Annotated in this window: 15 protein-coding genes, 1 tRNA gene and 1 pseudogene; 13 read left to right on the top strand and 4 right to left on the bottom strand. The window is 49.5% G+C overall.

Annotated elements, in window-relative coordinates; genetic code table 11:
* From BLQ17_RS18040 to BLQ17_RS18030, 3 genes are all read left to right on the top strand, one after another.
* Window positions 1–338, top strand: a 338-nt coding sequence (locus BLQ17_RS18040) for a hypothetical protein (protein WP_218121837.1), incomplete at its 5' end; no start/stop codon positions are given.
* Window positions 339–342: 4 nt separating this feature from the next.
* On the top strand, window positions 343–837 hold the full coding sequence (locus BLQ17_RS18035; RefSeq protein WP_092225407.1) for a hypothetical protein: 495 nt from the start codon (window positions 343–345) through the stop codon (window positions 835–837).
* Between the two features lie 442 nt (window positions 838–1,279).
* Window positions 1,280–2,086 (top strand): S1 family peptidase, encoded by an 807-nt coding sequence (locus tag BLQ17_RS18030; RefSeq protein ID WP_092225405.1) that lies wholly within the window; start codon window positions 1,280–1,282, stop codon window positions 2,084–2,086.
* A 359-nt stretch (window positions 2,087–2,445) separates the two neighbouring features.
* Here BLQ17_RS18030 and BLQ17_RS18025 read toward each other — a convergent pair.
* Window positions 2,446–2,522, bottom strand: a tRNA-Arg gene (locus BLQ17_RS18025).
* 863 nt (window positions 2,523–3,385) lie between these two features.
* On the opposite strand from BLQ17_RS18025, the gene BLQ17_RS18020 reads away from it, so the two are divergent.
* From BLQ17_RS18020 to BLQ17_RS17995, 6 genes are all read left to right on the top strand, one after another.
* Window positions 3,386–4,696, top strand: a complete 1,311-nt coding sequence (locus tag BLQ17_RS18020; protein WP_092225403.1) for a TRAP transporter large permease — start codon at window positions 3,386–3,388, stop codon at window positions 4,694–4,696.
* Between the two features lie 53 nt (window positions 4,697–4,749).
* Window positions 4,750–5,268 (top strand): TRAP transporter small permease subunit, encoded by a 519-nt coding sequence (locus BLQ17_RS18015; RefSeq protein ID WP_092225401.1) that lies wholly within the window; start codon window positions 4,750–4,752, stop codon window positions 5,266–5,268.
* A gap of 120 nt (window positions 5,269–5,388) precedes the next feature.
* On the top strand, window positions 5,389–6,441 hold the full coding sequence (locus tag BLQ17_RS18010) for a TRAP transporter substrate-binding protein (RefSeq protein WP_092225399.1): 1,053 nt from the start codon (window positions 5,389–5,391) through the stop codon (window positions 6,439–6,441).
* A gap of 313 nt (window positions 6,442–6,754) precedes the next feature.
* Entirely contained in the window at window positions 6,755–8,293 is a 1,539-nt protein-coding gene (gene mmsA / locus BLQ17_RS18005) for a CoA-acylating methylmalonate-semialdehyde dehydrogenase (RefSeq protein WP_092225397.1), read from the top strand.
* Window positions 8,294–8,505: 212 nt separating this feature from the next.
* The gene (locus BLQ17_RS18000; RefSeq protein ID WP_092225395.1) at window positions 8,506–8,781 is read left to right on the top strand and encodes a DUF6506 family protein; all 276 of its coding nucleotides are present in this window, start codon (window positions 8,506–8,508) and stop codon (window positions 8,779–8,781) included.
* Window positions 8,782–9,466: 685 nt separating this feature from the next.
* On the top strand, window positions 9,467–10,123 hold the full coding sequence (locus tag BLQ17_RS17995) for a GntR family transcriptional regulator (protein ID WP_092225393.1): 657 nt from the start codon (window positions 9,467–9,469) through the stop codon (window positions 10,121–10,123).
* Window positions 10,124–10,223: 100 nt separating this feature from the next.
* Here BLQ17_RS17995 and BLQ17_RS17990 read toward each other — a convergent pair whose 3' ends face one another.
* A complete protein-coding gene (locus BLQ17_RS17990; protein WP_281180559.1) occupies window positions 10,224–11,444 on the bottom strand; it encodes a deoxyguanosinetriphosphate triphosphohydrolase family protein in 1,221 nt (406 codons plus the stop codon).
* 427 nt (window positions 11,445–11,871) lie between these two features.
* On the opposite strand from BLQ17_RS17990, the pseudogene BLQ17_RS23450 reads away from it, so the two are divergent.
* Window positions 11,872–12,054: pseudogene (locus tag BLQ17_RS23450) on the top strand (SelT/SelW/SelH family protein); the annotation flags it as partial.
* Between the two features lie 15 nt (window positions 12,055–12,069).
* Here BLQ17_RS23450 and BLQ17_RS17980 read toward each other — a convergent pair.
* Window positions 12,070–12,573: a metal-dependent transcriptional regulator gene (locus tag BLQ17_RS17980; RefSeq protein ID WP_092225389.1), complete on the bottom strand. Its 504-nt coding sequence runs from the start codon at window positions 12,571–12,573 to the stop codon at window positions 12,070–12,072.
* 151 nt (window positions 12,574–12,724) lie between these two features.
* Here BLQ17_RS17980 and recN point away from each other — a divergent pair, with 151 nt between their 5' ends.
* A complete protein-coding gene (gene recN, locus BLQ17_RS17975; protein ID WP_092225387.1) occupies window positions 12,725–14,419 on the top strand; it encodes a DNA repair protein RecN in 1,695 nt (564 codons plus the stop codon).
* Complete coding sequence (locus BLQ17_RS17970) at window positions 14,416–15,462, top strand: DUF814 domain-containing protein (RefSeq protein WP_092225385.1); 1,047 nt, start codon at window positions 14,416–14,418, stop codon at window positions 15,460–15,462. Before recN ends, BLQ17_RS17970 begins: the two co-directional genes overlap by 4 nt.
* A 37-nt stretch (window positions 15,463–15,499) precedes the next feature.
* Here the strand turns inward: BLQ17_RS17970 and BLQ17_RS17965 are convergent, their stop codons facing one another.
* The gene (locus BLQ17_RS17965) at window positions 15,500–16,468 is read right to left on the bottom strand and encodes a tRNA-dihydrouridine synthase family protein (RefSeq protein WP_092225383.1); all 969 of its coding nucleotides are present in this window, start codon (window positions 16,466–16,468) and stop codon (window positions 15,500–15,502) included.
* A gap of 173 nt (window positions 16,469–16,641) precedes the next feature.
* On the opposite strand from BLQ17_RS17965, the gene BLQ17_RS17960 reads away from it, so the two are divergent.
* Window positions 16,642–18,132, top strand: coding sequence for an HD domain-containing protein (locus BLQ17_RS17960; protein WP_092225381.1), 1,491 nt, complete (start codon window positions 16,642–16,644; stop codon window positions 18,130–18,132).
* The last annotated feature ends 28 nt before the right edge of the window (window positions 18,133–18,160 follow it).

The raw sequence follows: 18,160 nt of genomic DNA, 5'->3' as shown, positions 1-18,160 counted from the left end.
CTGTGGCGCACTATTGCCGGACTGATTGGTGTGAGGATCGGTGCGTATTTGGGTGTCGGGAGAAATTACTAATGCCGCGAAAACTGTCAGATGAAGATATCTCCGCGATAGTACAGGCGCTTTATGATAGGCAGAGTGAGGAGAGGGATTGTCGATTTGAAGATATCGAGGTCTCTGAATTAAAAGAGGTTATCGAGTCTCATCGACACTTTAACGAATTTATGAAAATGTCGGGAAATACCATCGTGAAAACGGTGTTGGTTATCGGTGTCGGTGGTTTTATAACGGTATTTTTTGCTGGGGTAGCTGTAAAAGTAAAAAAGGCGATGGGGCTATAATTTTATGTACGATCCGGAAAAACTGCGTCAAATAATCAGAACTGTCATTGATGAAATGGGTATGTGGTCTCAAGCTGCTGAAGAACTTTTGCTCGGAACTGTCGCCCATGAGTCAGCGTTAGGGCGCTGGACACATCAGATTGGTGGCCCGGCCCTTGGGATCTATCAGATGGAACCGGCTACCTTGATTGATATTTATGACTCATACCTGAAATATAGGCCAGAAAAATTAAAACTTACGAAACAAATAACATCGGTCGATAGTCCTGACCTTAATCGTCTTCAGTATGACCCAGTGTATTCAACTGCCATGGCCAGGCTGCATTATAGGCGCATAAAGGATCCTTTTCCGGAGGCTCACAATATTGTTGGTCTTGCTGAGTATTGGGATAAACACTTTAATAGAAATCCAAGGAAAGGTACTACGGCGCAATTTCTTGAGAATTACCATGTCTTGGTGCTTGGTGCGACTGGTAATAATATATTTGATTACCACTAAACTTCAGGTTGAAGCAAAGACGGAAAATCCCTGTAAACTGCAGTTACTCGCCGAATAGGTCTTAGTGTCGGTTAGTTATCGTGAAGTCGCCCAAAATTAAATGAAATCCGCAGTAGCAGATAGGCCGCAATCGTTTAAATTAATTCAAAAATTTTAGAAAAAGAAGAATCACCATGATGTTACCTTGACACCTTCTTTCTAGCTCACATAAACTTCAAGTATAAAATCATCGGGCTTAGAGCGTTTTTTTTATCCTTCAATCGCTAAATAGGTGACGATAAGATGAGGAAAATTCTCAAATTGTGCCTAGCACCTCCCAAAGAAATTTCTGTTTTCTTTGGGAGGCTTGCCATAATTATCAATAAAATTCTTAAATTCTAGTTGCTAAGTCCTTTTTCGTCATGGATTACACAAAAAACAATTTTGTTTATATGGGGGAACCATGTTGAAAAATATAAAAATAGTTATTCTATCAATGCTGCTGCTCATTTGGGGCAGTTGCATTGCATTTGGCATAACCGAAATCAATGAACTGGACGGAGACGGCCATCCCATGGTCGTTTTGTTAGTGATGGATGTTGGAGGTTCGCCGGCATATCGGTGTACCGGGACTTTGTTGTCGCCAAGAGTTCTTTTAACTGCCGGACATTGCACTTATAATGAGCCCGGCGCCGAATTTACTGGTATGAGGGTTTTTACGGAATCAGACGTTGAAAACGGTACCAATAACTATCCACTTTCTGGACCGAATACTGTAGAAGCAGTTTCTTGGGCAACACATCCTGAGTTCGCCATGGAATCATATGTCGAACACGATGTCGGTGTCGTACTTCTCGGAGCACCCATTGAACTTAGTGCATATGGCGTTCTTCCTGAGGTCGATCAACTTGACGCACTCAAAACAAAGCGTGGTTTGCAGGATACTTCTTTTACTGCTGTTGGTTATGGACTACAACGAATCAACCCGGTATTTGTTGAATCCGAAAAAGTACGTATGGTCGCTTATCCATATCTTGTTCAGATCAATGTCCCGGGTCTTACGGGTGATTATTCTTTGATGCTGTCAAACAACCACGCAACAGGTGGGACGTGCTTTGGTGACTCTGGTGGTCCTAACTTCTTAGGAGATACCAATATTGTTGCCGGGGTGACTTCATTCGGCCTAAATAATAATTGTGTTGGTACTGGCGGTGTTTTTCGTATGGACAGACAAGATGTTTTGGATTTCGTTTACCCCTATTTACCGTAGTTTTGCAAAAGCCCTTCCTGCATCGGCGTTTATATGGGAAGGGCTTTTGTTTATTAAAGGGTTCGGCCACAGCAGCTTGGTCGTATCTATTCCTTTTTTTCCGATGTCGTTAACCCATCTCCGAGAGCGCTAATTGGCTATTCTCTCAGGATTCTGGCCGATTTATTCAGAAACAAAGGCAAGAATCCTCTGGTGTGCAAAAAAATTCGACCTTACAGCCGATGAAATGCTCAAATCCCGTTGGGCAAGACAAGTTGGTAATCGGGCTAAAGAATTATCTGAAAAAATGCGGAAAGGCTGATATGTAGATTTCTGTAGATTTTCCTATTTAAGGAAAAAGTGGCTTACGTTGATTTTATTGGTACACCCGGAGGGATTCGAACCCCCGACACCCGGATTCGAAGTCCGGTGCTCTATCCAGCTGAGCTACGGGTGCATTTTGAGTTGCAAAATCATTATCGGCAGGTAGTGATTGCTTCTGTCGTGAACCACTTGATACCACACCGAAAGCACAGGGTCAACTTTTAAGGTTAACTGCTCTGAAGAAATAGTAGTTAGACAAGAACCGGAAGAGCGGGTTGGTTGGGGGCGTGGCGGTGGCGTCCGTTTAGGCTAAGAATGATCATTTCGGTCTCGATTTATGGATCGATCTCTTGTTTTTTCTTGATGAAAGTTGGGAGACAACAGCTGGCGGGCGGCCAATGCGCCTGGGAGGCTTGTCTGGAACAAAAGCCAAATATAAGGGCCACGTTGTGGTGATGAATAGCAATTTCCTTTTGATTATGGATTATGATACACTGGTTTTGATCCTCGAATTTTAGGGTTTTATCCTGCTCCATTGCCAGCAGGAGTAGGGATGTATATCGGGATCTAGGTGATGACAAGGTGATTGTAGACTGGATGCTGGTAATGTGCTGACTTTATAGTGGTTTTGGTTGCGTTGTATGGTGGTCCGTAGGGAGAGGTCTTGGCTCGACACCTGAAACAGGGAGTCTCACGTCTTGTCTGGGGAACATATACGTAAAAATTGTTTGACATGTAAAGCTTTACTAGTATACTAATATATTACTCAGATACTGGGAGTGCGCTGGCCCAAAAAGCTGCATCCGGACATCTGAACGTTGAGCAGAGCAAAAAACCGTTGAGCAGCGAGATCGGTTTTGCAAATGCCAGCAGGTTGACCTGCTTGGTACTGCTCCCCTCAGGAGATAGTAAAGGAGATCTAACGCTACGACTCTTGAAAAGAAGTATGAGGCCTGACCCTCCCCTGTAATCATCGATGGAGTAAGAAAAGGAGAAATGATGAGTATTGAACTTATTACCTTTTTGTATTTTGCCTGTCTGTTTGTCGGCTTGTTTCTTGGTTTGCCAGTGGCTCTGGGACTTGGAGGAACCGCCGTCCTCTTCGCTTTCATATTTGAGCCCAGATCTCTTCTTGCCATTCCCAGTGCTTTTTACTACACCCCCTGGAATCATGTCCTGGTAACGGTTCCGCTCTTCCTGTTTATGGGAAGTCTGATCCGGTTCTCAGGTATAGCCGAAGCCGCCTATGATGCCGTTTATAAGCTCATTGGGCATATTCACGGTGGTCTGGCAATGGGAACGGTCATGGTTTGCACTATTTTTGCGGCCATCACCGGGATCACTCCTCCTGCTACTATCACCATGGGCCAGATTGCCTACCCATCGATGATGAAATACAAATACAAGCGGGCAATAGCAATCGGCTCGATCGGTGCCGGTGGTGCCCTGGGAGCGCTTATCCCGCCAAGTGTTCCATTTATCTTTTACGGTCTGCTTGCAAAAGTGTCGATTGGAGGTCTCTTCCTGGGCGGGGTGCTTCCCGGTCTGATGCTGGCTTCCTTTTATATTATCTATATAGGGATACGCTGTAAACTGCAGCCCCATATGGGACCTGCCATTCCACCTGACGAGAAGTTTTCCGTTGCGGAAAAGGTCCGGGCGGTGGTCAACATCTGGCCGTTTCTGATACTCATCCTTGTTGTGCTCGGTGCTATCTGGGGTGGTGTTGCAACTCCGGCTGAGGCAGCGGCTTTCGGTGCGACCGGTGCGTGTGTCATCAACCTGATATACCGGAAGTTGACCTGGCAGGTTTTGCGGGATTCTCTGGAGACTACTCTCAAACTCTCCGGGATGGGTCTGTGGATTCTGATTGGCGCCAATGTTTATCTCAATATCTTCAACTCCCTGGGATGCCAGGAACTGGTAACCTCAATGGTTCTCGGTATGCCAGGAGGTCAAAACGGTATTCTGGTGATGATGATGGTCATCATCCTGATACTGGGAATGGTGATGGATGACTGGGCGATCATTATGCTTTGTACCCCGTTGTACATACCGATAATCAACGAGCTTGGAATTGACAAGCTGTGGTTTGGCGTTCTCTTTATCGTCAACATCCAGATTGCCTACCTGACTCCGCCTTTTGGTTTTGTACTGTTCTGGATAAAGTCCATCCTACCCTCAGACGTGACCATGGGTGACGTCTATAAATCCGTCGGACCGTTTATTGCGTTGCAGGTACTTGGTTTGACTTTGGTCTTTATTTTCCCGCAGATAGCTGTTTGGTTGCCGAATATGATGCGCTGAAAAGCAGGTACGGAAAATTTCATAAATACGTGACACCTTAATGGAGCTGCGATATGCAAACATGGAAAATGATAGAAAAAGTCATTGATGTCTTAATGGAGATTATGGGGAAAATCGGTTGGATTCTGGTTCTCTACTGTATGATTTTCGGCGTGACCGATGTTTTCCTAAGATATGTGCTGAATGCTCCTTCCCTGTGGATAGGAACAACGATCCAGGCGGCGATGGTCCTCATGGCCTGCTTTGGCGGTGCTTATGCGCTGAACCATAACTCCTTTGTCAAACTCGACCTATTTTATGCCCGTTTCTCTGAACGGAAAAAAGCCATCTGCGACATTATTACCGTGGTCTACACGTTTCTTTTTGTAGGGGTCTTGGTCTGGAAAGGATATCAGGCGGCGATGCTGTCGATAAAGCTTAAACAGGTTACTCCTACGGGGGTACCGATCCCGATCTACCCGATCAAAACTATAATTCCCATCGCTGGCGTGCTGGTATTGCTGGTGGTAATAAAAAAACTTGTCAACGATATTCTCATCGTCATGTCGCCGAAAAACGGTGAGGAACAATGACGTTTATGTACGGTATTCCGATCCGGTTAAGGATTATTTCTTTTTGCAAGGAATAGAAATAGCTGGATTCCGCAGTCGAGGTTGTTTAACAGACAAATAACAAAACAGGAGGAGGATTTAATGAAGAAAAATGTGATTGGCTGGATAACCATGTTGTCTATAATTGCCATTTCGTTACCCGGAATGGTAATGGCTGGTGCGGATTACGGTCCTCCCAAGAAAGTGACAAAGTGGGTATTCCAGCCCTGTTTCGACTCATCTGACGCAGGATGGGGGAGTGGCCTGGTGCCATGGATCAAGGCGGTTGAGGAAGCCACCCAGGGTACGGTCAAGATTCAGTTGGAGCCAGCGGGAGCCATTACCGCAGGTTCTGAAGCCTTCGGAGCCACGGCTGCCGGAATGATAGACGGCTACGCGGGGTGGGCCACCGTATACGGCGGTGATATGCCGGAAGGTATGCTGGCATTTGGTATGGCAATGGGAGCACAAAATTACCAGGACGCGTGGGTAGCCATGTGGGGCGATCCCAAATACCGCATCGGTGACATTGTGCAAAAGGCGGCTCATGACCGCAACCTGCACTGGGCCGGCTGGAGCTGCCAGGGACCCAATGCTGCCTTCACCACTTTCCCGGTACACAAGATGGAAGATTTCAAAGGCAAGAAAATGAGAGCCGGTGCTCCCCAGGCGCTTTTTCACGAGGCCATGGGCGGTGCACCTGTATCGATGAACGCGGGTGATATCTATACTGCCATCAAGCTTGGTACTGTAGACGGAACCTATTGGGATACAGGCGGCATTGACGACATGGCTTTCCAGGAAATCGTCAAATACGCGATTATGCCAGGGTGGTGTCCTGCCCAGCATCAGGAGATCTATATTAATCTTGACCGCTGGAACGAACTGACCCAGTGGCAGCGGGATCGCATTGACGACATTTTCATGCCGACCTACTTTGAAACGAGCCGGCTGCACGCGCAAGGTGTTAAGCACGCTCTTGATGTGCTCAAAAAAGCTGGCGGCGAAGTCATCACTCTTCCTGCTGAAGAGGTAAAGAGAATTCGTGAAAAAGTTATCAGCGATGTGTGGCCGAAGGTCGCTGCAAAATCTGAAGGTTGCGCCAAGGGTGTTGAACTCTGGAAAGAATTCCTGACGGATATGGATCAGATGTAAAAATGGCTTCAGCAAAGGCTGATTTTTTTTTAGCGTATGAGAAAGGTTCGTTTCCCTGCTGCAGCAGGGAAACGAACCTTTTTTTATTTATGGTTGGTATCATTAAAAATCTCTTGTAAGAAGGCCGGAACTATTATCTTTGCAGAACTCCGGGCTAAATCAAAAAAAAGTGTTGACAACAGCGCTGTATACTAATATATTAGTATATCAGAAGGCAAGAGTCATCGGTTCATCAAGGTGACTCGCAAAAGAACAGTTAGTTGACTGTGGATGACACAGAATTTACTGAACAACGTAAAGAGGAGTCGATGCTATGAGTGAGCAGAAATTTACCAGGATTAAAAATTTTATAAATGGCGAATGGATAGAGGAAACCGGTGTAGAGTATGTTCCGCTTTACAACCCTTCCACAGGGGAGGCTATTGGCGAAGTTCCGCTTTCTTCAGAAGAGACATCGCTGGCAGCTGTTGACTCTTCCTATGAGGCTTACAAGGAGTGGAGAGCACTCTCCCTGAGCAAGCGTATGGGGTATCTTTTCAGCATGCGCCAGGCCATGGTCGATAACCAGGAGGAGCTTGCCGTCTCCATCGCGATTGATCAGGCAAAACATATCAGTGAGGCGAGGGGGGAGGTCAGGAGGGTTATTGAAATAATCGAAGCCGCCTGTTCTATACCTACCCTGATCCAGGGAGAGACCCTTGACGGAATAGCCAAAAACATCAACGGCAGGGTGGTGAAGCAGCCGCTGGGGGTTTTTGGCGGAGTGGCACCGTTTAATTTCCCGGCGCTGGTTTTCGGCTGGTTTATTCCCTACGCCATCGGAGTAGGAAATACATTTATCTTCAAGCCTTCAACCCAGTCTCCGCTTTTTATGCAGAAAATGGGTGATCTCTTCAACGAGATCGGACTGCCGAAAGGTGTTATCAACATTGTTCACGGTAACCGCTCGATTCCAGGCACCTGGTATGAACATCCCAAGATGAGCGGGGTCTGTCTGGTGGGCTCGACGCCTACTGCGAAAAAAATGGCGGAAGCATGCGGTCGGGGCGGTAAGCGGAGCATGTTGCTTGGCGGGGCAAAGAATTATCTGGTGGCGATGGAAGATGTCAACTGGGACCTCTTTATTGAAAACTTCATCCATTCATGCTACGGCTCGGCCGGGCAGCGTTGTCTTGCAGGTTCTATAGTTGCTGCAGTTCCGGAGATTTATGACGAACTGATCGAGCGTGTCGTGGAAGCATCGAAAAAGGTTACCGTTGGTGACGCCATGGATCCGGATATATATATGGGACCGGTAATTTCCGCAAAGGCGAAGGCAAGTATAGAAAACTATATCAAGATAGGTATCGAGGAAGGGTCAAAACTGGTGCTCGACGGCCGTAATCCCGAATTACCTGACAACAATAAAAATGGGTACTTTGTCGGGCCCACTGTCTTTACCGATGTGACTCCCTGCAGAACCATTGCCAAGGAAGAGATTTTCGGACCGGTGGTCTCGATCATGAAAATACGAGATATCGATGATGCCCTGCAGCTCATAAGAGAGCAGAAGTTCGGCAACGGTGCGTGTATTTTCACACAAAATCAGTACTATACGGAGAAGTTCATTTCCGAAGCTGATGCCGGCATGGTCGGGGTCAACGTCGGTGTCTGTGCCCCCCATCCATATCTGCCTTTTGGCGGTATTAAGGATTCCCACCTCGGTACCGACAAGGTACAGGGCAAAGACGGAATAGATTTCTTTACCCAGAACAAGATCGCAACAGTGCGGGTTGCTCCTCCTGCCGGGGTTGCGGACAAGAGAGAGAATAAGGACACAGACAAGTCGGTACGGAGCTGTGTTGCCCAGTAATCAGGGAAACATCTTGAAATCTCATTACATTACTGGTTATTGACAACTTCGTTTCGTTGTTCAGGTAGATAAAATCCAGACAAGACATGGACCGGAGGATACGGTCCATGTCTTTGGTTAGTTGCAGAATATGGAAAAGATGAGGGGTGTTGGCCGGTCATATCAGGCAACCAGCGCACCTATATAGAAGATCAGGGCATGGAGGATACAGTATGGCACAGTTTCAGTACGGTTTTATAATTAAAGCACCAGGGTACAGTCTTGGGCAAAACAGCCAATCCCTAGAGTCGCCACAGTTTAAGTCAAATATCGTCGGGGTAGGGTCTGTTGACGAGGCTTGTGAGGCAGCCAGGCAACTGGTGGAGAAAGGAGTGACCTTGCTTGAGCTTTGCAGTGGGTTTAAGGCAGATGATGCCCGGCTTATATCAAGCGCCATAGATGGTGCTGCAAAAGTTGGGTATATCGGTGAATTCATAGTTAAACAATAGTTGAGCCAACTTGTAGACCCGTCTTAAAGATGAGAATCGTTTGTCCACCAGGTCATCTGATACATTGCTTGTAAAGGCTGATTTGGTGGGCATAACCCCGTGCTTCATGCAGGGTGCTGCATTTTTTTGAACAGATACGATATCGGGCCGGAGAATCCTTGTTGCTCAACACTTTCAGCGTCGTTGTACGGCGATTTGTAAGTTGCTGAAATTGTTTTTTTCCTGGCAAAAAACAATCTTCTCATGTAGTTGTGTAGGCAACATCCGGCAAGAGAGGTCTTTGCGCGGTATCCCTGCCCGGCAGATAGTGTGACTGAGTTCGGAACTGGTGCGATTACTGTTGAAGATGGTTGTGATCCCGTCGTTCTCCTGGTAACCAGTGGTTTTGTACATAGTTATGGAGAAACGAAAGAAATATCAACTGGTTGCAAGTTGCGCATGAGCGGGCTGTGTAAGAAGCGCATATCCCGTATTTGATATTCCTGGTGAGGAGGAATATGTGATGGCTGAAATCTGTACGATCGTGTTGTTGACGTTTCGGGCTACAGCCAGGGTAAACAGTAAAAATGCATCTCCTCTCAGGTCGGCCAGCTGGTGGCAATAAAAAAAGCTGTGCAGGACCCGCCAGGGGGGTGAACCGGTTAATCGTGGGGACCACCTGCTTACTTTATGAGTGGAGTACAAAATGATGAATGAAAGTCGTCCCGGAAGTTATCTTCTGAGGGTACAGGTTTATGACTACCTGCAGACGCAGATGCGGATCGGAAAGCTGGAACCAGGGGCCTCGATAAGCGTTAATAAAATGATAAAAGAACTGGGGGTGAGCCGCACCCCGCTCAGGGAGGCGCTGCTCCTGCTTCAGGAGCAGGGATTCGTCACTATCCAACCACAGCGGGGAGTTAAGATAAACGTTTTTACCCTGGACGATGTGAGGGATATTTATGAAATCCTGGGAGGAATCGAGTCAAGGATAATTCTGTCAGTGTTTGATAAACTTGACGAGACCAGGGTTGCCAGAATGAAGGAGTGTAACGATGGTATTGAGGCTGCGCTTGCTGCAGGCGACATTGCCAGGCATAATATCCTCAATGTCAAATTTCACGACGCCTTCCTGGGGTTGTCGAGTAATGAGCGGATGATCAAATACGTCAACAATCTGAAAATGCAGCTCTATGATTTTCCGCGAAGAGATTTTGGCAGGCAGTGGAATAATAACAACCTGGAGCAGCACCGTGAGTTTGTCAAGCTGGTGGAAGCCGGTAATGCGATTGCGGCAGCGGATTACATGCGCGATGTTCACTGGCAGTTTGATCCACCTGATTCCTTTAAAATTATCTCCTGAGAAAAAAATTCCAGGATGAAAACCGCTATGTTATGCGGATCATATTCCGTGTAACCGTTACATGGTTTTTAGTCTTTTTTTCCGGGAAGGCGGGTGATTATTACGACATCTGTCTGCCGAAAAAGACTGCCTGCCTCAGGGGTGGTACCCTGCAGCCGATTGCTGCGGCTTCCCTGATGAAAAAATTGTCTGTCATTCCGGCAATGAAATCCCGCACTTTTTCCTCGTCGCTGTAGCCTTCTTCTAGAAGCGGTGATATATCTGTCATCAGGTCGACATTGGTTCCTAGAGTTTCGGGACTCTTCTGCAACATTTCCAGATAGTGGTTGAAAAGGCTCCGGTAACATTCCCCGATCATGGGGCTTAACTCCTTGGTCTCAGGTGCCAGGTAGATGCGTTGGTAGTTGAAAACCTTTAACTCCTTCAACGCGTCCGCAATGTCCTTTGAAAAACCGATGGAATAATCTGAGCCAGAGGGGGTGTTTTCCGCACTGTTTCGGGAAATGATGTCGGTCACCAGGTTGTAGACGATAGTGCCGTTGGTTGAGCCAAGCAGTTCAGTACAGGCGGTCGGCAGGTCGTTTCTGGTGATAAGGCCTAGTATTATTGCGTCTTCGATATCTTTGCCGATGTAGGCGATGGTGTCGGCTAATCGCACCACGCATCCTTCAGGGGTTGCCGGAAGCAGGTTATGGGCGGGCGAGAGTGATTTCTTCTTCAATTTCCTGTCAAGCATCGCAAAGGAAGCAATCGGCTGGAGCGTCAGATTTTTTGCATGCGTCTCACCGTCATGGCAGAGAATTCCGTCGAGAACCTGGAGGGTGAGATTCCACCCTCTGCCTTTGCGTTCAAGTTGATCAAGAAAGCGAACCGACTGGATGTTATGCTGAAACGGCGGCAGGCCATGGTCACGGCAGATCTCGGCAAGAAAGGATTCGCCGTCATGACCGAAAGGCGGATGGCCGATATCATGTCCCAGGGCTATGGCTTCGATCAGGTCTTCGTTAAGACGCAAAAACCTCCCTATGGTCCTGGCGATTCTCGCCACCAGCTGCACATGGAGTACCCGGTGGGTGATATGATCGTTTTTGACCAGCGAGAAAACCTGGGTTTTGTCAATGTAGCGCATGTAGGCGCGGGAATGGAGGATACGGTCGGCGTCCAATGCGAACTGTTGACGGTAGGCTGCAGTCTGTTCGCGGTTTCTCCTGATCCCGTCTGCTGATTTCGTGGCGATACGGGAAAGGCGATGCTCTTCTTCCCTGTTAAGAGAGTTGAGCATCTCCATCAGATTTTGTTCACTGTTGATTGGTGGCATCATCTTATGCTTGGCATTCGGTTGTAACAGTTCTAAATCAAGAACATAGTCATGACAAAAAAATAACACCTAACCGGGGTGCCGACAAGCGGTCGGATATACCTTTTTGACAGGCTGCATGGAAATACCAGGGAAATAAGTCGCATACGGTGGATTGAAAGAAAAAAAGTGGTGCTGAAAAAAAACTGTACCATAATCTTTTGCGCCCTGTAGGGCAAACGGATGAGCTTGCGGCAAGTTCATGTTGCTTAGCAAAAAGAAAATGACTACAGTTCAGCCTGTAAAAAACGAGTCCTGCTAGTGATGAACTTGTAGCTGGCTCACCCAGGCCTGAAAACCGGCACCGCCGTCCGTTGTGATACGAAAGAGACAGGATGAATGACAGATGAAGATATCGATTGAATATTGCCAGAAGTGAAACTATAAGCCAAGGGCCTCCAGTCTGGGGGACCAGCTTGCCGAACAATTTGGGGTCGTTGTTGACCTGCTCCCGTCTTCCGGAGGTGTTTTCGAGGTCGAGGTCGACGGGGATCTTGTTTTTTCCAAAAAGAAGTTGTCGAGATTCCCGGAAGAAGGGGAAGTGGCGCACTTGATCGAAAAACACGGGTCCTGATCTTCGCTATACAGCTCAGGTGTCCTGTTGCCGGTCAACGCACTGGGAAACACAGCTCTCGCAGCTGTCGCTTTTTTTGCCGTGGCGGCAATAGTCGGCAAAACCTTCGATCATCTCCTGTCCTGCCCTGGGACAAAACCCCATGAATTCGGTAAACTTGATCATGCGGGCGATGATCTCCGGCGGGGCGGCATGTTCCACCTTGCAGGCGCCTTCTTCGGCAACCGGTTCATCAATGGCTAGAACTTCAATGAAAAAACGTTTGAGCGCTTCATGGCGGAAAATAACGTCTTCAGCGACTTCCTTCCCTTCCGGGGTAAGGGTAATCGCTTCATATGGAGCGTAGTTGATGAGACCTTTCTTGGACAGGGCCCTGAGGGCTTCGGTGACTGAAGCCCGGCTGACGTTGAGTCTTGCCGAGATCTCTTTACTCCTGGCGACCAGTTTCTCTTCGATGATATGATAGATGGCCTCAATGTAGTCTTCAAGGCTTGCACTGAGATCTGTTTTTTCTTTCATGACGGGAGCTTGTGCATTATAAGGTTTGAAGACGAACAGAAACGACGCTCAGTGTCGGAAATGGTGTTCGCCAATAGAAAACCCAAGTAAATTACAGCCCTTTTGGCTCAGAGTCAAGGATGCGCTTAAAATCAGATGTGAATGGAAGCCGATGCTTTGCGAATTACGAGTGAAAAATCTTGCCCTGATAGAAACTCTGGATCTGACTTTTGACCACCAGGAAATAGACGGGCTGGTGGTAATGACCGGTGAAACCGGGGCCGGTAAATCGATTATGCTCCGGGCAATAGACCTGCTTTCCGGTCGGCGGGCTTCAGCCGGCTGGGTGCGCAGCGGAGAAGAGTGCTGCGAGATAGAAGCGTTGTTCGAGGTGAACAGGGATCATCGCAGCCTGATGGAGAAACTTCGCGATGGCGGATATGGTGAGGACAAGACCATCATAATCAGACGAATCCTGAGCTCTTCCGGGCGAAGCCGGTTTTATGTGAACGGTTCTCTGGCGACGGCCAGAATGGTTGCGGAAATATCCTCGGATCTACTCAATATGGCCGGCCAGCATGATCAGCAGAAGCTTCTGCAAACTCAGCAGCATCTGGATTTTCTGGACACCGTGGGGGAACATTGGCCAGGGCGCCTCAAGCTTAAAAAAAAGTTCGACCAATGGAGAATAAAACAGCAACAGCTTAAAGGGATGCGGCAGAGGGAACAGGAGAAAGAACAGCGGCGGGATTTTCTTGATTATCAGGTCCGTGAGATCAGGGAGGCTGCACCCGAAGCCGGTGAGGACGAGTTACTGGCGGCGGAAAAGAAGAGGTTGAAAAACTCCCAGACCCTTATGGCGCTCAGCCAGGATAGTTATATGCTGCTGTCCCATGAGCTGATGGACGGTCTTGTCAGGCTTCGGCAAAACACCAGCCAGATTGCAACGCTTGATGCAGGTGCAGCGCAACTGTCAGAGGATATAAGCAACTATACGTTTCTCGCCGAGGATCATATCAATTCCATACGGGCTTACAAAGACAGCCTGGAAAGCGACCCGTACCGTCTGGATCAGATTAACGAGCGACTGGACCTGCTTTCCCAGTTTAAAAGAAAGTACGGCCCGACCCTTGGCGATGTTATCCTTTTTGCCGAGGAGGGTGAAAAGGAGTTGCGGCAGCTTGAAAATATGGATAAAGAGATTGCCGCACTGGAGGGTGAGGTTGCCACTTTTGAAAAAGAAGTCATGTCTCTGGCGGCGGAACTCTCCATGCAGCGCCGCAGGACGGGAGACAGACTGATGGCCGATATGGAAAAAGAGCTTGTCTCTCTTGCCTTTGATAAACCGCGTTTCGTGGTGCACCGGGAAGCTGTTGACCAGAGTCCCGGCAGCCTCAGGGAAAACGGGTGGGACAGGGTGGAGTTCTTTTTCTCGGCAAATCAGGGTGAATCGCCAAGGCCTCTTGCCAAAATTGCCTCAGGCGGAGAGTTGTCACGCCTGATGCTTGCCATGAAATGCCTTCTTGCCAAAAAAGACATGGTGGAAACGGTGATATTCGATGAGGTGGATGCCGGGATAGGGGGCGAGGCGGCCGAGGCGGTAGCGAGAAAAATCCAGGAATTGGCGGGACATCACCAGGTGTTCTGCATCACCCATCTTCCCCAGATAGCCGCTCGCGGCCTGCTCCACTTTCAGGTGGTGAAGCGGGTGAGCAACGGGCGAACCCAGACTACGGTTGAAAAACTGAGTAACGAGATGCGGATAGCCGAACTGGTCAGGATGCTTGCCGGCGACTCTGCCACGGAGCAGACCGAGGCCTGGGCCAAAGAGCTGTTGGCCAACAGCAAGAGGAGTATACACGCGTGAAAAAGGTAAAGGCCCTTTCGCTCTTTTCCGGCGGTCTTGATTCGATTCTGGCCACCAGGCTGATCATGGAGCAGGAGATAGAGGTTGAAGCGGTGCAGTTCGTCACACCGTTTTTTAATTACGATATCCTGGAAGACCTTGCTTCCCACAAAAGTCGGATGAAGGAAAAATACGGCATAACGGTATATGTCGAGGATATTTCCCCTGGCTATCTCGATATGCTCCATCATCCCGATCACGGATTCGGCAAAAACTTCAACCCCTGTATCGATTGCAAGATAATGATGTTCAAAAGAGCCAAGGAGCTGCTGGCAGAACGAAACGCCCATTTTCTTGTATCCGGGGAGGTGCTGGGGCAGCGGCCGATGTCTCAGCGCCGTGACACCATGAATGTTATCGAGCGTGATTCCGGCACCAGGAACCTGTTGCTTCGGCCGCTCTGTGCCCAGCTGATGAGCGAGACCGAACCGGAGATCAGGGGGTGGGTCGACCGGAGCAAACTGCTGCGGATGAGCGGTCGCGGGCGATCGGCCCAGATCGCCCTTGCCAAACGGTTCGGGATCACCGATTATCCCTCTCCGGCAGGTGGGTGCATCCTTGCCGATCCGATCCTGAGCAGAAGGATCAAGCAGCTCTATCTGGGCGAATCCGTTCTTGACGGAGCGCAGATAAATGTTGCCGACATCCGGATTCTGCTTGTCGGCCGGCAATTGATGCTGCCAAAGGGAGGGTGGCTGGTTCTCGGACGGGATGAAAAGGAGAACGATCGTCTTGAAAGACTGGCCGGCGACCAGGACGCGCTGTTGCTTATGGAAGATTGGCCGGGCCCTGCTGCGGTCCTGAAAAAGGCCGCCGGGTATGGCGACCGGCAACAGCTGGAATGTGATCTGCAACTGGCCGCCTCGCTGGTGGTCCGTTACGGCAGGAAGCTGCCGGAAGGCGCTTCCTCAAGGGAAGTGACCCTCAGGCTCGAAGGAGTAAAACGAAAAATTGTTGCTCGCCCCATTGGGGGGGAGCAGTTCAGGAAATGGGTGCTGCAGTAGCAACAAAAATGGATGCAGCCTGCAGCGTTGCGGCTGGTCAGTGATTGTTCCTGAAAATGTCGTCGACAATCTGGAGATAGTGAGCGATAGTGTTGCATTTCTGTATTTTTTTGAGCTGTTTCTGCTGGCCGGGAAAAGACAGAATCAGGTAAGACCATATAAGTTTCATCCGGCCCAGAAGATGGCCCGGGCCCGATAACAGTTGCCGGTACTTCTGAAACAACTCCTGGTGGAACTGCATCAGGCGGAATATTTTATCAGACTCAACCGTTGCTTTTACTCCTGTAAGCTCTTCGGCAAGCATCGGATTGGCCAGTACTCCACGCCCAAGCATCCATCTGCCGATCGAGGGAAAACGGTTGGCGAGGGCGGCAAAAGATGGTGCATCGACGATATCGCCGTTGTATACAAGGGAGTGGCGGGAGAGTTCGAGACACATGGCAAAGCCGTCGATGTCCGTGGTGCCTCTGTATAATTGTTTGCCTAATCTGGGGTGGATAATTATCTCTTTTAAAGGGTAGTGATCGATCAACGGAAGCAGGGTGGCGATCTCAGTTTTGCTTGCAAAACCTAACCGTGTTTTGATTGACAGTTCCGTTCTGATTTTTGGCAGGACGGCGTCGAGAAAACCGAGGATAAGATCCGTATGGGGAAGCATTCCCGAGCCTCTTTGTTTTTTGGCGACCATCGGCGCAGGGCAACCCAGGTTCCAGTTGACATGGGTGAAGCCTAAATCGGCCAGCCGGTTGGCCAGGGTGATGAACGGTTCCGGTGTCGTATGGAGCAGCTGGGGGACGAGATTGCAGGCGGCCGGATTGTTTTCGGGAAGAACGTCCTTGAGGAGCCTGTTTTCAAGAAGAAAACTGTTCTGGGGGTTGATAAACGGGGCCATCAGGCCGCTGAAGCCTCCGAAGTGACGCAGCAGGATGGTGCGAAAGAGCGCATCGGTAATTCCTTTGATCGGCGCCAGATAAATGAACGGTTCGGGGTTGTTTGTCGGGATCATTTGCGATATGCCAAATACAGGTCTGAAATTGGTGCATGAGCCATTAAGCACGGGAGCGGCAATGCGGTTTTACCCAAAACCTGACGGGCCAGCTCCGGTTATGCGGAAAGTACCGCCGAAGATAGCAACAACCGAGCCGATTGGCAACGTTGATTAAACAACCTGACGTACTTATGACTGGTGATAGAGAAGACAGAGTAATCCTCAACTGCCTCGATGATGCCGCAGCAGCGCTTTACCGTGTCGGCACCAGACGGGCAGAGGCCGTCTACGCGGCAGGAGGAACCCTGCGCGATATTCTGACCGGCAGGTCCCCTCAGGATCTGGACGTCACCGTCGCCAAGGCGTCGATGAGCTGGGCACGGGAGCTGGTAACAGAGCTCGGGGGCGGTACCATAGTCGATATCTCCGGACCAGACGACGATGCGGCAAGGGTCGTCTGGCGAAAAAAACAGGTGGATATCTCCTCATTCAGGGAACAGGCGGCAACCATCGAGCAGGATCTGCGGTTGCGGGACTATACCGTCAACGCTATCGGGTTGAAGCTGGAGAATCGTAACCGGTATTGTGTCTCCGAACTGATCGATCCGACCGGCGGCCTCGGTGATCTCCACCGGAAAATCCTGAACCACCTGCCAGGCGCCTTCGCTGCCGATCCGATACGGATGCTCCGTGGTTACCGTCTATATGCAAAACACGGATTTATGCTGTCTGGAGGAACTCGTGACGCGATAAAAAGGGATGCCGGCCTGATTGCCCGGGTTGCGCGTGAAAGAGTTGAGTACGAACTCAGGCAGGTGTTCGAGTCAGACCGTACGTCGGAAACGGTGGTGCTGATGGATGAAGACAGGCTGCTGGATCTGCTCATTCCTGAACTTTATGCGGCAAAGGGTGTGGAACAACCGGAATTTCACCATCTTGACGTGTTCGGCCACTGCCTGCTCACCCTGCAGATGATGGAGAAAATAGTTGGTGATCCCGACCGTTTTTTTCCCCACGACAACAGCATGATCACCGGGTACTTATCCTCGCAGACGAACAAGCGTAATCTTAAATGGGCGGCGCTGCTGCATGACGTCGGCAAGCCCGTTACCCGGGCGGTTCGCAGGGATATGGGCGGACGTGTTACCTTCTATCGTCACGACGAGGAGGGAAGAGAGCTTTTTTTTCGTTTCGCCACCAAGTATCGCTGGAGCAACAGGGATATGCGAACCGTCGGCTCATTGATAGAAATGCATATGCACCCGTTCCATCTCTGCAACGTCCGGAGCCAAAACGGCCTGTCCCGGCGCGCGGTCCTCAAGCTTTGCAGGCGGGCCAAAGATGATCTTGGCGGTCTTTTTGCTTTGGCCATGGCCGACAGCCTCGCCAGCAGCGGAGCCAAAAAACCGGCAGGGATGGAACAGCAGCTGGTCGCCTTGTTCCAGCGGGTGCAGAAAACCTATCGCGAAAGCATAAAGCCGGTACTGCAGGGCCCGAAACTGCTCAACGGAAAAGATCTGATTGAACTTTTTGGACTTGAACCCGGTCCGGATTTTGCGGTAATTCTAGGTGAGCTGGAAGTGGCTCAAGTGGAAGGAAAGGTCATTGACCGGGGTACGGCCGTTGAATGGGTCGAAAAATTCCTCGGAAAAAGAGACCTGAGGCCGGCCGGACGCAGTTGAGAAGGTGGGTGCGCCGGTTTCGCCTTGT

It is taken from the genome of Desulforhopalus singaporensis (assembly GCF_900104445.1).
GTDB classification, from domain to species: domain Bacteria; phylum Desulfobacterota; class Desulfobulbia; order Desulfobulbales; family Desulfocapsaceae; genus Desulforhopalus_A; species Desulforhopalus_A singaporensis.
Note: the sequence above shows the minus strand (reverse complement) of the source record. Positions and strands in the feature narration are given on the sequence as shown.

Excerpts from the sequence above, each read along its gene's own strand:
- BLQ17_RS17960 (WP_092225381.1), top strand. The coding sequence starts at position 16,642 with ATGACTGGTGATAGAGAAGACAGAGTAATCCTCAACTGCCTCGATGAT.
- mmsA (WP_092225397.1), top strand. The coding sequence starts at position 6,755 with ATGAGTGAGCAGAAATTTACCAGGATTAAAAATTTTATAAATGGCGAA.
- BLQ17_RS18035 (WP_092225407.1), top strand. The coding sequence starts at position 343 with ATGTACGATCCGGAAAAACTGCGTCAAATAATCAGAACTGTCATTGAT.
- BLQ17_RS18015 (WP_092225401.1), top strand. The coding sequence starts at position 4,750 with ATGCAAACATGGAAAATGATAGAAAAAGTCATTGATGTCTTAATGGAG.
- BLQ17_RS18010 (WP_092225399.1), top strand. The coding sequence starts at position 5,389 with ATGAAGAAAAATGTGATTGGCTGGATAACCATGTTGTCTATAATTGCC.
- BLQ17_RS18030 (WP_092225405.1), top strand. The coding sequence starts at position 1,280 with ATGTTGAAAAATATAAAAATAGTTATTCTATCAATGCTGCTGCTCATT.
- BLQ17_RS18000 (WP_092225395.1), top strand. The coding sequence starts at position 8,506 with ATGGCACAGTTTCAGTACGGTTTTATAATTAAAGCACCAGGGTACAGT.
- BLQ17_RS17990 (WP_281180559.1), bottom strand. The coding sequence starts at position 11,444 with ATGATGCCACCAATCAACAGTGAACAAAATCTGATGGAGATGCTCAAC.
- BLQ17_RS17965 (WP_092225383.1), bottom strand. The coding sequence starts at position 16,468 with ATGATCCCGACAAACAACCCCGAACCGTTCATTTATCTGGCGCCGATC.
- BLQ17_RS17980 (WP_092225389.1), bottom strand. The coding sequence starts at position 12,573 with ATGAAAGAAAAAACAGATCTCAGTGCAAGCCTTGAAGACTACATTGAG.
- BLQ17_RS18020 (WP_092225403.1), top strand. The coding sequence starts at position 3,386 with ATGATGAGTATTGAACTTATTACCTTTTTGTATTTTGCCTGTCTGTTT.
- BLQ17_RS17995 (WP_092225393.1), top strand. The coding sequence starts at position 9,467 with ATGATGAATGAAAGTCGTCCCGGAAGTTATCTTCTGAGGGTACAGGTT.
- recN (WP_092225387.1), top strand. The coding sequence starts at position 12,725 with ATGCTTTGCGAATTACGAGTGAAAAATCTTGCCCTGATAGAAACTCTG.